The following is a 14103-nucleotide window of genomic DNA, read 5'->3' on the forward strand; positions in this document are numbered from 1 at the left end:
CCCGCGCCCCACCGGACCGGCAACCCGCCTCGGCGCCCCCTGGGGCCGCCCGGGGCGGCCGTCAGGCGGCGCACCCCGTGGACGTTACGCGGGCCGTGGGAAGAAGCGTGCTTCCGGGAAGCGGGCCGAAGGGCCTTCGAGCAGGTCGTGGTCGTCCCGGCCGCGCAGCCAGCGGTCGAAGAAGGCGGCGAGGTGGGCGCGGTCCGCGGCGATCGCACGGCCAGGGGGAATCGTGCCGATGTTCTCCTCGACGGTCCCGCCCGGCAGACCGAGCCGGGCGGCGATCTGCGGGACGAGCGCCTCGGCGTCCGTGTACGTGGCGTGCTGGGCACCGCGCAGCGCGAGCCCCCGGTGCCAACCGGTGCTGAGCCGCCACAGCGAGGCCCAGGACGGCTCCGTGCCGAGGTCGTCGCCGTCCTTGCCGACCAGCAGGAACGGGCGGTCGAGACCGTCGGAGGCGACGGTGGAGAGGTTGCCGGGGTCGGTGTCTTCCTGGCGAGGACCGATTCAGGGTTCCCGATCGCCACGTGGATGCCCACCCGGCTGGCAACCGGGCCTGCCGACGATCCCGCCACCGGGCCCGCCACCGGACCTACCGGCGGCGCGAAGGCACCGGCTCCCCCGAACCTCAGCGCCGCACGCCGGAGCGCGCGCTCCGGCGGCGTCCGGCCGTCGCGCCGCGCTCGCGTGACCGCGGGGTCCGGGACCGGGGGCGGCCGGCAGACTCCGGTGCACCGCCCCGTCCGGCCGCGTGCCGTACGCCGGAGGGCCAGGTCAGCGTGATGCTGCCATCCGGCGGGAGCGCGTGCCAACGCTCCGCGAACGCGTCCATCCGCGCCAGTATGCGTTCGACCAGGGGGGACCCGGAGCCGTCGAGCTCTGCGACGAGGTCGAAGCAGGGCGGCAGCTCGTCGCGGTGCCCGGCGCGCAACTGCCAGAGCCACTGGCAGACGGAGGCGAGCCGCTCGGAGCGTGCCATGTCGGCATGCTCCGCGGCCGTGGGCGGCCGCTTCGCCTCACGGCGGGCCTGACGCCTCCGCTCCGCCGGATCGAGCGGCCAGAAGATGTTGTTCCGCCCCGCGGCGATCCGGCCGAACGCCCCACCGGAGAGCCCCGCCTCCACTTCCACCATGAAGTGCACGGCGTCATGCGGGATGTGGTCGTCGTAGCCGGGCCCCTGACGCGGCGCCAGCTCGGGCCGACGCTCACGGACCACCGTCATCGCATACCGGCGCGCGGGCAGCTTGGTGAACGTCACATCCATGGCGACCACGCTATGCGGTCACCCACCCGGATTCACCCGAATATCGGCCCGCGCCCGCACGTCCCGCCCGCCCAGCACCACCTTCGCCGACGGCCGTGACTCCTCCTGAGGGCGCGGCTCACCCGTCCCCGCCTGATCCGGCGATCTGCGCCTGGCGCCCTGACAGGTCGGGGACGGCTCTTCGCCTCGGCCCCTCGGGTCAGAACGAGGACACGTTCGCGCCCCTCAGTCGAGACAGAACTCGTTGCCCTCGATGTCCTGCATCACGAGGCACGACTCGTTGACTCCATCGGCAAGCAGTAGCCGCACGCGCACCGCGCCGAGCGCGACCAGTCGTGCGCACTCGGCCTCAAGTGCGGCCAGGCGCTCTTCACCCACCAGCCCGGTGCCGACCCGCACGTCGAGATGCAGCCGGTTCTTGACGACCTTGCCCTCGGGAACGCGCTGGAAGAACAGGCGCGGGCCCGCGCCTGTGGGATCAACGCACGCGAACGCCGAACCCTGACGCTCCGGCGGCAGCGCGCGGTCGAAATCGTCCCACGTGGCGAACCCGTCCGGTGGCGGCGGAACGACGTACCCCAACACCTCGCACCAGAAACGAGCGACGCGCTCAGGTTCCGCGCAGTCGAAGGTGATCTGGACCTGCTTGACCGACGCCATCGGCACACCCTAGTGGCGCGTGGTGTGCACCGAGACCCCGGGGTGTCTGAGAACCCACGCCCCAGCCCACTACGTCCCCGCCATGTCCACGAACCGTGAATAGTGGCCCTGGAAGGCCACGGTGATCGTGGCCGTGGGGCCGTTGCGGTGCTTGGCCACGATGAGGTCGGCCTCGCCGGCGCGTGGGGACTCCTTCTCGTAGGCGTCCTCGCGGTGCAGCAGGATGACCATGTCGGCGTCCTGCTCGATGCTGTTGTGGGCGAGGATGCCGTCCGCGACGAAGTTGTGCGTGCCCTTCACGGTGGCGTCGAAGACCGGCTGCTCACCGAGCGGTTCGATGGCGGCCACACGGTCCCAGAACACGTCGTCCTGGTCGTCGGACGACGTGCCGGGGCGCGACGTGCCGGTGCGCGTGTCGCCGGCGTCGATCACCCGGCGGAACGTCCGCGCCCCGTCCTCGTCGGCCACCACCACGTACACGCGGCCGTCCTCGCGCTCCTCGATCCGGGCGACGATCCCGAACCGGGCCAGCAGGACCGCCACGCCGTCGGCCAGCTCCCGGCTCGACGCGGCGTAGGCGGCGTAGGCGGCGTAGGCGGCGTAGGCGGCGTAGGACGGGGCCGTTCCGGAAGAGCGGGCGCCGGCGTCCGGGGAGACGACGTCCACAGCGGCCGCGCACGCGTCGCCGCCCGCCCAGAGGCGCCGCAGGAAGACCGCCACCTCGGCGTCGGCGGCGGCGTACACCTCCTCCGGAACCCGCGCCGCGCGCCCCCGCGTACCCCCCGCAGCGCCCCCGACCTCGTCCGCCAGGGCCTCGATGCGGGCCGCGGGCCAGTCGAGTCCCGTGCTCAGCGGGGCCGGAATACGCCGCGGCACCGCGAGCATGTCGCCGACGGCCAGCTCCCCCAGCGGCCGCCAGCCCGCTCGGGTGCGGAACGGATGGTTCGCCGTCGCCTTGACCTGGCGTCCAGACGCCAGCCGCAGCCGGAACACCTGCTTCGTACCGGACGAGAAGACGTTCGTGACCGGTGCCCGCACCAGCCGCCCGTCCTCGTCGAGCGACCAGACCAGAACGCCCTGGTGGCCGTCCGCCATCAGCTCGGCGAACGTGACCGGCGCGCCCGTGTCCGCGCGGAGCAGCGTCGTGTCGGCGGTCATGCAGCCCGACTCGCGCAGGTCGGAGACCATGGGCTTCTTGTCCGTACGCTGCTCGGGGCCGCGGTTGAGCTGGGAGAGGGCGATGACGGGCAGCTCCAGCTCCTTGGCCAGCAGTTTCAGGTTCCGCGACATGTCGGAGACCTCCTGCTGACGGCTCTCCGGGCGCCGGGAGCCGCCGGACTGCATGAGCTGCAGATAGTCGATGACGACCAGCCGCAGGTCGTGACGCTGCTTCAGGCGGCGGCACTTCGCCCGGATCTCCATCATGGAGAGGTTCGGCGAGTCGTCGATGAACAGCGGAGCCGCCGTCACCTCGGGCATCCGGCGCGCCAGGCGCGTCCAGTCGTCGTCCGTCATCGTGCCCGAGCGCATATGGTGCAGCGCCACCCGCGCCTCGGCGGACAGCAGCCGCATCGCGATCTCGTTCCGGCCCATCTCCAGGGAGAAGATGACGCTCGGCAGGTTGTTCTTGATGGAGGCGGCGCGGGCGAAGTCCAGCGCCAGCGTGCTGTTGTGCGTGGGCACCATCGACGCGGTGGCCAGGTACATGTGGTCCGGGTGGTCCACCTGGACGCAGCGGACGGGAACGCTGCCGACCTCCCGCACCTCGGTGATGAACCGCCGCCCCGACAGGGGCGCGCCAGAGTTCCCGCGCTCCGCGTGCGTCCGCCTCTTGCTCTGAAGCCGGAAGACGTCGTCCGTCGTGCTGAAGGTGACGGTGCCCGCCGGGGTAACGGTGCCCGCCGGGGCCGGCGTCGTCTCCGGGCGGCCCTCGGGCACGCTCACGTCCTCGGTCGGTGAGCCGCAGCGGTAGCCGAGGCTCACGACCAGTTCACGGAAGTCCTCGGCCAGGGCCCACTCAGTGGCCGTGAACCGGATCGACCCACTGCCGGTGACCGTCCCGCCGGTGTCCAGCAGGCCGGCCAGCAGCGCCCGGCGCTGCGCGGCCGAAGCCCGCAGGTACTCCTGGGGGATGCGGTTGCGGCCGTCGCCCGTGACGCGCCGGAACAGCTCGGGGTCGGCGGGAGTGCGTTCGGGACCGGCAGGAGTGCGTTCGGCACCGGCGGGAGTGCGTTCGGCACCGGCAGGAGTGCGTTCGGCACCGGCAGGAGTGCGTTCGGCACCGGCAGGAGTGCGTTCGGGCTCCGCAGCGGCGACGCTCGCCGCTGCGCTGTGGCCGCCGCCCAGCCACGCGCCCAGCGTGTAGGGCGGCACCGGCAGCTCCCGGCCGGGCAGGTCGAGCGGGGCGGTGTTCCGCACGGAGTGGTTCAGGCGGTCGTCGTCCAGGCGGCGCAGCGTGGCGGCGATCTCCTTGGTCGTCCTGACCGCGGCATGGTCCCGCCGGCCGGACGGACCGCTCTCGCCGACGGCGCCCAGGGAGGCTCCGGTCTCGGTGAGCCACTGGTGGTCGGCGTCGGCGACCACCGTGGTCCCGTCGTCGAAGGTCACCTCGTAGCAGGGGCGGTCGACCATGACGTCGGTGGCGGCGGTCACGCGCGTCGGCGTCCCGTCCGCGGCGATCAGGTGGTCTCCGACCTCCACCTCTCCCATCGTCGTCCAGCCGGTGGGGGTGGGGAGGACCGTGTCCAGGGCCAGGGCCTTGCCCATGGCGGGCCGCGCCGCGATGACGATCATCTGGCCCGGGTGCAGGCCGTTCGTCAGGGAGTCGAAGTCGGTGAAGCCGGTGGGCACACCGGTCATCTCACCGCTGCGGGACCCGATCGCCTCGATCTCGTCGAGCGCCCCCTCCATGATCTCGCCGAGCGGCAGGTAGTCCTCGCTGGTGCGCTGCTCGGTGACGGCGTAGATCTCGGCCTGGGCGCTGTTGACGATCTCGTCGACGTCGCCGTCGGCGGCGTAACCCATCTGGGTGATACGGGTGCCGGCCTCGACCAGGCGGCGCAGGACCGCGCGCTCACGGACGATCTCCGCGTAGTACTCGGCGTTGGCCGCGGTCGGCACCGTCTGCACCAGACTGTGCAGGTAGGCGGCGCCACCGACGCGGGTGATCTCGCCACGGCGGGTGAGCTCGGCGGCGACCGTGATGGGGTCGGCCGGCTCGCCCTTCGCATAGAGGTCGAGGATCGCCTGGAAGACGGTCTCGTGGGCCGGGCGGTAGAAGTCGCGGCCCTTGAGCACCTCGACGACGTCGGCGATGGCGTCCTTGGAGAGGAGCATGCCGCCGAGGACGGACTGCTCGGCCTCCGGGTCCTGGGGCGGCACCCGCTCGAAGGACGCGCCGCCGTCCCAGCCGTCGCCCTCCCGGCCTCGTTCGTGCTGGTCGTCGCGGGTGCGGCGGCTGCCGGTCGAGCGGTCGCCGTCGGGACGGCGGCGGGAGGCGGGCAGACGGTCACCTGGTCCGCTGTCGGCCCACGGATCGTCCAAGGGCTCGGAAAGGCTCACCGGGCCACCTCCTCGCGTCCGCCGGGCGGACCTAGCCGTGCCCCTCTTTCCTACGGCACGGCACTGACAAAGTAAGAAGGCCCAGGTCCGGTTCGGGCGCGTCACTGAGTGGAGTCCGCGGTCTCAGAACGGGATGGGCGCCGCACTACCGTAGGCCGCTCCGCACCGTCAGCCAATCTGGTTATCCACAGGCACTGTGGATAACGGCCCCCAGGCTGTGGAGAACCCGCCAAAACCTGTGCACGAGCCGGTGGACAGCACTGTGAACAAGCCCGCCCGCTTCCCGGGAGACCACCCCTGACCTGGCAATTCAGCATCCACCGACTGTGCAGAAGAAAAACTTCCCCGGTCGGCTCAAGATCACCCCGGGCCCTGTACGAGGGTCCGCCCAAGCGAGGCGAGGTAATGGTCACAACCGCATTGCGTCTCTTACCTGTGGAAGATTACATTGGTGCTTATGACACAGGCTCCCGCGGCGGCCGACCGCGCCCCGCAAAAGAAGCACCGGCGGCACGACCGGGAGATCCTCACACTCGCCATCCCCGCCTTCGGCGCGCTCGTCGCCGAGCCGCTCTTCGTCATGGCCGACAGTGCGATCGTGGGCCACCTCGGCACCAGCCAGCTCGCCGGACTCGGTGTGGCCTCCGCGCTCCTCACCACCGCCGTCAGCGTCTTCGTCTTCCTGGCGTACGCCACCACGGCCGCCGTGGCACGCCGCGTCGGCGCCGGCGACCTCCAGGCCGCCATCCGGCAGGGCGTGGACGGCATCTGGCTCGCCCTCATCCTCGGCGTCGCCATCATCCTCGCCGTCCTGCCCACGGCACCGGCACTCGTGGCGCTCTTCGGCGCCTCACCCACCGCCGCCCCCTTCGCGGCCACCTACCTGCGGATCTCGGCCCTCGGCATCCCCGCCATGCTGATGGTGCTCGCCGCCACCGGTGTCCTGCGCGGCCTCCAGGACACCCGCACCCCGCTGTACGTCGCCATCGCGGGCTTCGTCGCCAATGGCGTTCTCAACGCGGGCCTGGTCTACGGGGCCGGTCTCGGCATCGCCGGCTCCGCCTGGGGCACCGTCATCGCCCAGTGCGGCATGGCGGCCGTCTACCTCACCGTCGTCGTCCGCGGTGCCCGCCGGCACGGCGCCTCGCTCCGGCCCGACGCCGCCGGGATCCGCGCCAGCGCCGGTGCGGGTGCGCCCCTGCTGGTCCGTACGCTCTCACTCCGGGCGATCCTGATGATCGCCACCGGGGTCGCCGCCCGGCTGGGAGACGCCGATATCGCAGCCCATCAGATCGTCCAGTCGCTCTGGAGCCTGCTGGCCTTCGCGCTCGACGCCATAGCCATAGCCGGCCAGGCGATCATCGGCCGCTATCTGGGCGCGGAGGACGCCCAGGGGGCCCGTGAGGCCTGCCGCCGGATGGTGCAGTGGGGGATCGCCACCGGTGTGGTGCTGGGCCTGCTGGTGGTGGCGGCACGGCCGCTGTTTCTGCCACTCTTCACTTCGGACGCCACCGTCAAGGACGCCGCCCTGCCCGCCCTGCTGGTGATCGCCGTCTCGCAGCCGATCTGCGGAATCGTCTTCGTCCTGGACGGTGTCCTGATGGGCGCCGGGGACGGCCCCTATCTGGCCTGGGCGATGCTGATCACGCTGGCCGTCTTCACACCGGCGGCGCTGCTGGTGCCCGTGCTCGGCGGTGGACTCACCGCCCTCTGGGGGGCCATGACGCTGATGATGGTGGTGCGGATGCTGACGCTCTGGCTCCGCTCCCGCTCCGGCCGCTGGATCATCACCGGCGCCACACGCTGACGCTCACCGCCGACCCGTCCTCGGTGGCAGCCCCGCCGGCTTCCGCCGGTTTCGGTTGTTTCACGTGAAACACCGTCCTTCCCCGGAAACCCCGGGGGGGTCGAACGACGGGAACGGCACAGCGTGGCAAGAGGCAGGGGGCAACGGGAACGGGAACGGCAACGGGAACGGCACAGCAAAGGGGCCGCACCCGAAGGTGCGGCCCCTGACGTGCTGTCGTACCGCGCTCGCTCAGGCGGCGACAACCTCGACGGTGACCTGGGCGGCCACCTCGGGGTGCAGACGCACGGACGTCGCGTGGGCGCCCAGCGTCTTGATGGGCGCGCCCAGCTCCACCCGGCGCTTGTCGACCTCGGGCCCGCCGGCGGCCTTGATCGCCGAGGCGACGTCGGCCGGGGTGACGGAACCGAAGAGGCGTCCGGCGTCGCCGGACCGCACGGCCAGGCGGACCTTGACGGCCTCGAGCTGAGCCTTGATCTCATTGGCCTGCTCGATGGTCGCGATCTCGTGGATCTTCCGAGCACGACGGATCTGCTCGACGTCCTTCTCGCCACCCTTGGTCCAGCGGATCGCGAACTTCCGCGGGATCAGGTAGTTACGGGCGTAGCCGTCCTTCACCTCGACGACATCGCCCGCGGCACCGAGGCCGGAGACCTCATGGGTCAGGATGATCTTCATCAGTAGGTCACCCTTTCCTCAGCGCGCGGTGGACGTGTACGGCAGCAGCGCCATCTCACGGCTGTTCTTGACGGCCGTGGCGACGTCACGCTGGTGCTGCGTGCAGTTGCCGGTCACACGACGGGCACGGATCTTGCCGCGGTCGGAGATGAACTTCCGCAGCATGTTCGTGTCCTTGTAGTCCACGTACGTGACCTTGTCCTTGCAGAATGCGCAGACCTTTTTCTTCGGCTTGCGCACAGGCGGCTTCGCCATGGTGTTTCTCCTGTGTGATCAAGAAGTGTGGGGTACGGCCCCTCAGAAGGGGGGCTCGTCCGAGTAGCCGCCGCCGCTGGAGCCGCCGCCCCAGCCGCCACCGCCGCCGCCCTGGCCACCGCCGGCCGGTGCGCCGGTCGCCCAGGGATCGTCGGCGGGCGCCCCGCCGCCGCCCCCCTGCTGACCGCCGCCGGGGCCGCCGCCCCAGCCGCCGCCCTGCTGGCCGCCACCGCCACCGCCGCCGAAGCCGCCCTGGCCGCCGCGGCCGGTGGTCTTGGTGACCTTGGCCGTGGCATTGCGCAGGCTCGCCCCGACCTCGTCGACGTCGAGCTCGTAGACCGTGCGCTTGATGCCCTCGCGGTCCTCGTACGACCGCTGCTTCAGTCGGCCCTGCACGATGACGCGCATGCCTCTCTGCAGCGACTCGGCGACGTTCTCCGCGGCCTGGCGCCAGACGGAGCAGGTCAGGAAGAGGCTCTCGCCGTCCCGCCACTCATTGGTCTGACGGTCGAAGGTACGCGGGGTGGACGCGACACGGAACTTCGCGACCGCCGCGCCGGAAGGGGTGAAGCGCAGCTCGGGGTCGTCGACAAGATTGCCGACGACCGTGATGACGGTCTCGCCTGCCATGGGGAACCTCTCGGCGGGTTTGCTGCTGGCTGCTTGTGCTGCTACTCGTGACCGGTACGCCGCTGAGCCGGACGGCTCAGTGCGTCTCGGGGCGGAGGACCTTGGTCCGGAGGACCGACTCGTTCAGGTTCATCTGGCGGTCGAGCTCCTTGACGACCGCGGGCTCTGCCTGCAGGTCGATGACCGAGTAGATGCCCTCGGGCTTCTTCTTGATCTCGTACGAGAGACGACGACGGCCCCAGGTGTCGACCTTCTCGACCTTGCCGTTGCCCTCGCGGACCACGGACAGGAAGCTCTCGATCAGCGGGGAGACAGCGCGCTCCTCGAGATCGGGGTCGAGGATGACCATCACCTCGTAATGACGCATGTGGAACCCACCTCCTTTGGACTCAGCGGCCACGGTCGTTCCGTGGCAGGAGGGTCGTGATGCGTTGTTCACCGGTGTCCGACGAGTACATCAGCCGCCACTGACAGCGCCATGCCGACTGGCTGTCCCGTGGGGGAGTACCCGGGCCTCGGCCTGGGCAGACACCGATGCAGACGGTACAGACTACCCGCACACCCGCTTCCGGTTGAAATCCGGCACCCACGGCTTGCAGTCTGTAAGCAACGGGTGTGTCCGGCACTACGATGCGCGGCCTCTTGCAGGAGGTGCCCTCCATGGCACATGCAATGCGATCAAACGCCGTGTCCGTCCTGTTCTCCGGCGACGGCAAGCCCCACCCCCTCCAGGATTCCCTGCTGGTGGTGACGCTGATCCTGGGGGCGATCGCGGCCCTCACCACGATCGACAGCGACCTCCACCTGCTCAGCTCCTGGACGGGCCTGATCGGGGTGCTCACGGGCGGCTACGGACAGTTCATCTCGGAGACCACCCGGGCCCGCTTCCTTCTGGTCATCGGGCTCGGGGCTGCCGCGATCGGATTCTTCATCGGCATGGCGCACGGCGGCCTCTTCGGCGGCCTCATCGGCTGAACGGCGCACCGGGAGGTGCCCTCCGCCCCGTCCGGATCTCCCGCCGGGGCGGAGGTTCCGCATGCCCGCGGACGAGCTTCCGCATGCCCGGACAAGGCGCTCACGGGGCGCAGTAGGCTTCGGCGCGAGAGCCGGAGCCCCTGACCCATGGGGACACACCAGCCCGAGGAGCGTCCCGAATGAGCCTGACCTTGAGGACCATCAGTCGTGAGCAGCATCTGGCGTACATCCAGAACCTGCCCGCGGCCAGTCACATGCAGGTCCCGGCGTGGGCAGACGTCAAGTCGGAGTGGCGCTCCGAGAACCTGGGCTGGTTCGAGGACAGAACGGGCGAGCTGGTCGGTGTCGGTCTGGTGCTGTACCGGCAGCTGCCGAAGATCAAGCGGTACCTCGCCTACCTGCCCGAGGGCCCGGTGATCAACTGGTATGCGCCGAACCTCGACGAGTGGCTGCGGCCGATGCTCGCGCACCTCAAGCAGCAGGGCGCCTTCTCGGTGAAGATGGGTCCGCCGGTGGTGATCAGGCGCTGGGACGCCGCCTCGATCAAGAAGGGCATCCAGAGCCCGGATGTGAAGCGGCTGCGGGACATCGAGGCGGACGTCATAGAGCCGCGCGCCTTCGAGGTCGCCGACCGGCTGCGCCGCATGGGCTGGCAGCAGGGCGAGGACGGTGGCGCGGGCTTCGGCGATGTGCAGCCCCGCTACGTCTTCCAGGTGCCGCTGGCCAACCGCTCCCTGGAAGAGGTCCACAAGAACTTCAACCAGCTGTGGCGGCGGAACATCAAGAAGGCCGAGAAGGCCGGCGTCGAGGTCGTGCAGGGCGGATACGACGACCTTCCCGAGTGGCAGCGGCTCTACGAGATCACGGCCGAGCGCGACCGCTTCCGGCCCCGACCGCTCGGCTACTTCCAGCGGATGTGGCAGGCCCTGAACACCGAGGACCCCAACCGCATGCGGCTGTACTTCGCGCGGCACAACGGGGTGAACCTCTCCGCGGCGACCATGCTGGTCGTGGGCGGGCACGTCTGGTACTCGTACGGGGCCTCGGACAACATCGGGCGCGAGGTACGGCCGTCGAACGCCATGCAGTGGCGGATGCTGCGGGACGCCTATGCGCTCGGCGCCACCGTGTACGACCTCAGGGGGATCAGCGACTCGCTCGACGAGTCGGACCATCTCTTCGGCCTGATCCAGTTCAAGGTCGGCACCGGTGGGCAGGCTGCCGAGTACCTCGGCGAATGGGACTTCCCACTCAACAAGCTGCTGCACAAGGCGCTCGACATATACATGTCGCGCCGCTGAGCGCGGCCGGGCCGGCGCGAGAGCGAACCTGGGCGGTGGCCACGGCCGAGGCAGACGAGGGTCACACCGGCTTCACCGGCGTATCCGGCAGAATCTCCGTCCATACATGACATACACCTCATACACCGCAGACACGAGAAAGGTTCCGGGACCGGCCATGGCGCTCACGCTGTACGTCGACACCGCGCGCTGGCGTGCACATCACAAACATGTGCTGGAGCAGTTCCCGGGGCTCGTCCCGGTCTGCAAGGGAAACGGCTACGGCTTCGGTCACGAACGTCTCGCGGAGGAGGCGACGCGCTTCGGCTCGGACGTCCTCGCCGTCGGTACCACGTACGAGGCCGCCAGGATCAAGGACTGGTTCAGCGGTGACCTGCTGGTCCTGACGCCGTTCCGGCGTGGCGAGGAGCCGGTGCCGCTGCCCGACCGGGTCATCCGGTCCGTCTCGTCCGTCGACGGGGTGCACGGACTCGTCGGCGCCCGTGTCGTCATCGAGGTCATGTCGTCCATGAAGCGGCACGGTGTGAGCGAGCGCGACCTGCCCCTGCTGCACGCGGCCATCGAGGACGTGCGGTTGGAGGGCTTCGCCATCCACCTGCCCCTGGACCGCACCGACGGCTCGGACGCCGTCGAGGAGGTCATCGGCTGGATGGACCGGCTGCGGACCGCCCGGCTGCCGCTGCACACCATGTTCGTCAGCCATCTGAAGGCGACGGAGCTGGCCCGCCTCCAGCAGCAGTTCCCGCAGACCCGCTTCCGCGCCCGGATCGGCACCCGGCTCTGGCTGGGGGACCACGAGGCGACCGAGTACCGCGGTGCCGTCCTCGACGTCACCCGGGTCGTCAAGGGCGACCGCTTCGGCTACCGGCAGCAGAAGGCCGCCTCCGACGGCTTCCTGGTGGTCGTCGCGGGCGGTACGTCGCACGGGGTGGGCCTGGAGGCTCCCAAGGCCCTGCACGGCGTGATGCCGCGCGCCAAGGGCGTCGCCCGCGCCGGCCTGGCGACGGTCAACCGGAACCTCTCCCCGTTCGTCTGGGCGGGCAAGCAGCGCTGGTTCGCCGAGCCGCCGCACATGCAGGTGTCCATCCTCTTCGTGCCGGCCGACGGCTCCCCCGAGCCCAAGGTGGGCGATGAGCTGGTGGCCCACCTGCGGCACACCACGACGCAGTTCGACCGGCTGGTCGACCGCTAGCCGAGGCTTCACCGCGAGGCTAGGCCCACCGCCAGCCCAGGCTTCCCCGCCGACGAGGCCTCACCGCCAGACGAGGCTCACCGCCGGCCGCGGCTTCCCCGCGCACGCGCACAGGACCCGCCGGGCCCGCTCACTCCCACCGGTGGTCCCCCGAGGCCCCGGCCCCGGGATCCTGCGCGCCCCAGCGCACCGCCTGAGCCCCCGCCGCGTGGGCCGCGTGCCGGGGTGGATGAGCCGCCTGGCCGAGGACGAAGACGTCCCTGGCGCCGTCCAGCACACCGCCCGAGGGATCGTCGTCACCGGAGCGCCGCACCGGGTCCCGTTCCGGCAGCAGCACATCACGCACCACCACCGCGCACAGGTAGAGCGTGCCCAGCAGGTGCAGGGCGATGACCAGGTGGTATCCGTCGGTCGGCAGGCCGCGGTGCTTGTCCCCGCTGGTCGTGTAGGCGAGGTACATCCAGATCCCCAGGAAGTACGCCGTCTCACAGGCCTGCCAGATCAGGAAGTCGCGCCAGCGCGGCCGGGCCAGGGCGGCCAGGGGGATCAGCCACAGCACGTACTGCGGCGAGTAGACCTTGTTGGTGAGCACGAACGCGGCCACCACCAGGAAGGCCAGCTGGGCGAAGCGCGGCCGGCGGGGTGCGGTGAAGACCAGGGCGGCGATGCCCGCGCAGGCCGCCACCATCAGGACCATGGCCAGGGTGTTCACCGTGCCGGTGGCCAGCGGGCTGCTCATCCGCTGGGAGAGGATCAGCCAGAAGGACCCGAAGTCCACCCCCCGCTCCTGGCTGAACGTGTAGAACTTCGCCCAGCCCTCCGGAGCCAGCAGCATCACCGGCAGGTTCACCACCAGCCAGGAGGCGACCGCGCCCGTGAACGCGGCCCGGAACTGCCGCCAGGCGCCGGCGCGCCAGCACAGCAGGAGAAGCGGGCCCAGCAGCAGCGCGGGGTAGAGCTTGGCGGCGGTCGCCAGGCCCAGCAGCACACCGAACGCGAGGGCCCGCCCACGCGCCCACATCAGCATCGCCCCGGCCGTGAGGGCCACGGCCAGCAGGTCCCAGTTGATGGTGGCGGTCAGCGCCAGGGCGGGCGCCAGGGCGACCAGCAGGCCGTCCCAGGGACGACGCCGGTGGGTGCGGGTGACACAGACGGCGACAAAGGCCGCGCAGATCATCAGCATCCCGGCGTTGACCAGCCAGTACACCTGCTCCCGGTGCTGCAGGGTGCCGCTGCCCGGAGTGAGCCAGGAGGCCACCTCCATGAACACACCGGTCAGGACCGGATACTCCAGGTAGTCCATGTCCCCCGGCAGCCGGTCGAAATACGGCACGAGACCGTCGGCGAAACCCCGGCCCTGGTAGAGGTGGGGGATGTCGGAGTAGCAGGCATGGGTGTACTGGGAGCTGGCCCCGAAGAACCAGGCACCGTCGTAGCACGGGAACTTCTGCACCATGCCCAGCGCGAACATTCCGAGCATGACGAGCGCGATGACCCGCACCGGAGTCCACCAGGAGAACCCCTGGAGCGCCCGGCGTCCCAGCGGGCCGCCGATCAGCTCACTGCCGGCCGCGGCGACCTCGTCCTCCCTGGTGGGCCGCACGGTCCCGGGCTCGTGGGCGCTCGTGGGCATCATCTCTGCACTGGGCATGCCGCCCATCCTGCCGTACGTGCCTGAGGAAGCCTAAGAAGACCGGGAACGGGTAGAGGGCCGTCCCCCCGGGGGGACGGCCCTCTACGGCCCTCGGAGGCCTCACACGGCCTCATGCAGCCACCGTTT

12 protein-coding genes are annotated in these 14103 nt (G+C 70.7%); 4 read left to right on the plus strand and 8 right to left on the minus strand.

The window, feature by feature from the left end:
- Positions 1-628: 628 nt before the first annotated feature.
- The 3 genes from ACSMXW_RS17350 to dnaB form a co-directional block, all read right to left on the minus strand.
- Positions 629-1264 (minus strand): hypothetical protein, encoded by a 636-nt coding sequence (locus tag ACSMXW_RS17350; RefSeq protein ID WP_485807532.1) that lies wholly within the window; start codon positions 1262-1264, stop codon positions 629-631.
- A gap of 225 nt (positions 1265-1489) precedes the next feature.
- A complete protein-coding gene (locus ACSMXW_RS17355; protein ID WP_485807534.1) occupies positions 1490-1924 on the minus strand; it encodes a VOC family protein in 435 nt (144 codons plus the stop codon).
- Between the two features lie 69 nt (positions 1925-1993).
- On the minus strand, positions 1994-5590 hold the full coding sequence (dnaB, locus tag ACSMXW_RS17360) for a replicative DNA helicase (protein WP_485807535.1): 3597 nt from the start codon (positions 5588-5590) through the stop codon (positions 1994-1996).
- Between the two features lie 352 nt (positions 5591-5942).
- Here dnaB and ACSMXW_RS17365 point away from each other — a divergent pair, with 352 nt between their 5' ends.
- Positions 5943-7292: an MATE family efflux transporter gene (locus ACSMXW_RS17365; protein WP_485807536.1), complete on the plus strand. Its 1350-nt coding sequence runs from the start codon at positions 5943-5945 to the stop codon at positions 7290-7292.
- 231 nt (positions 7293-7523) lie between these two features.
- On the opposite strand, the gene rplI is transcribed toward ACSMXW_RS17365, so the two are convergent.
- From rplI to rpsF, 4 genes are all read right to left on the minus strand, one after another.
- Entirely contained in the window at positions 7524-7970 is a 447-nt protein-coding gene (gene rplI, locus ACSMXW_RS17370; RefSeq protein ID WP_485807538.1) for a 50S ribosomal protein L9, read from the minus strand.
- Between the two features lie 18 nt (positions 7971-7988).
- Positions 7989-8225, minus strand: coding sequence for a 30S ribosomal protein S18 (gene rpsR / locus ACSMXW_RS17375; protein WP_003949403.1), 237 nt, complete (start codon positions 8223-8225; stop codon positions 7989-7991).
- A gap of 42 nt (positions 8226-8267) precedes the next feature.
- The gene (locus ACSMXW_RS17380) at positions 8268-8855 is read right to left on the minus strand and encodes a single-stranded DNA-binding protein (protein ID WP_485807565.1); all 588 of its coding nucleotides are present in this window, start codon (positions 8853-8855) and stop codon (positions 8268-8270) included.
- A 76-nt stretch (positions 8856-8931) separates the two neighbouring features.
- A complete protein-coding gene (rpsF, locus tag ACSMXW_RS17385; RefSeq protein ID WP_485807566.1) occupies positions 8932-9222 on the minus strand; it encodes a 30S ribosomal protein S6 in 291 nt (96 codons plus the stop codon).
- Between the two features lie 293 nt (positions 9223-9515).
- Here rpsF and ACSMXW_RS17390 point away from each other — a divergent pair, with 293 nt between their 5' ends.
- From ACSMXW_RS17390 to ACSMXW_RS17400, 3 genes are all read left to right on the plus strand, one after another.
- On the plus strand, positions 9516-9830 hold the full coding sequence (locus ACSMXW_RS17390; protein ID WP_485807568.1) for a hypothetical protein: 315 nt from the start codon (positions 9516-9518) through the stop codon (positions 9828-9830).
- Positions 9831-10009: 179 nt separating this feature from the next.
- Positions 10010-11131, plus strand: a complete 1122-nt coding sequence (locus ACSMXW_RS17395) for a lipid II:glycine glycyltransferase FemX (protein ID WP_485807569.1) — start codon at positions 10010-10012, stop codon at positions 11129-11131.
- Positions 11132-11288: 157 nt separating this feature from the next.
- Entirely contained in the window at positions 11289-12323 is a 1035-nt protein-coding gene (locus ACSMXW_RS17400) for an alanine racemase (protein ID WP_485807571.1), read from the plus strand.
- Between the two features lie 130 nt (positions 12324-12453).
- Here ACSMXW_RS17400 and ACSMXW_RS17405 read toward each other — a convergent pair whose 3' ends face one another.
- Positions 12454-13983 (minus strand): glycosyltransferase family 87 protein, encoded by a 1530-nt coding sequence (locus ACSMXW_RS17405; protein WP_485807572.1) that lies wholly within the window; start codon positions 13981-13983, stop codon positions 12454-12456.
- Positions 13984-14103 lie beyond the last annotated feature (120 nt).

This window comes from Streptomyces sp. DSM 116793, from assembly GCF_057320905.1.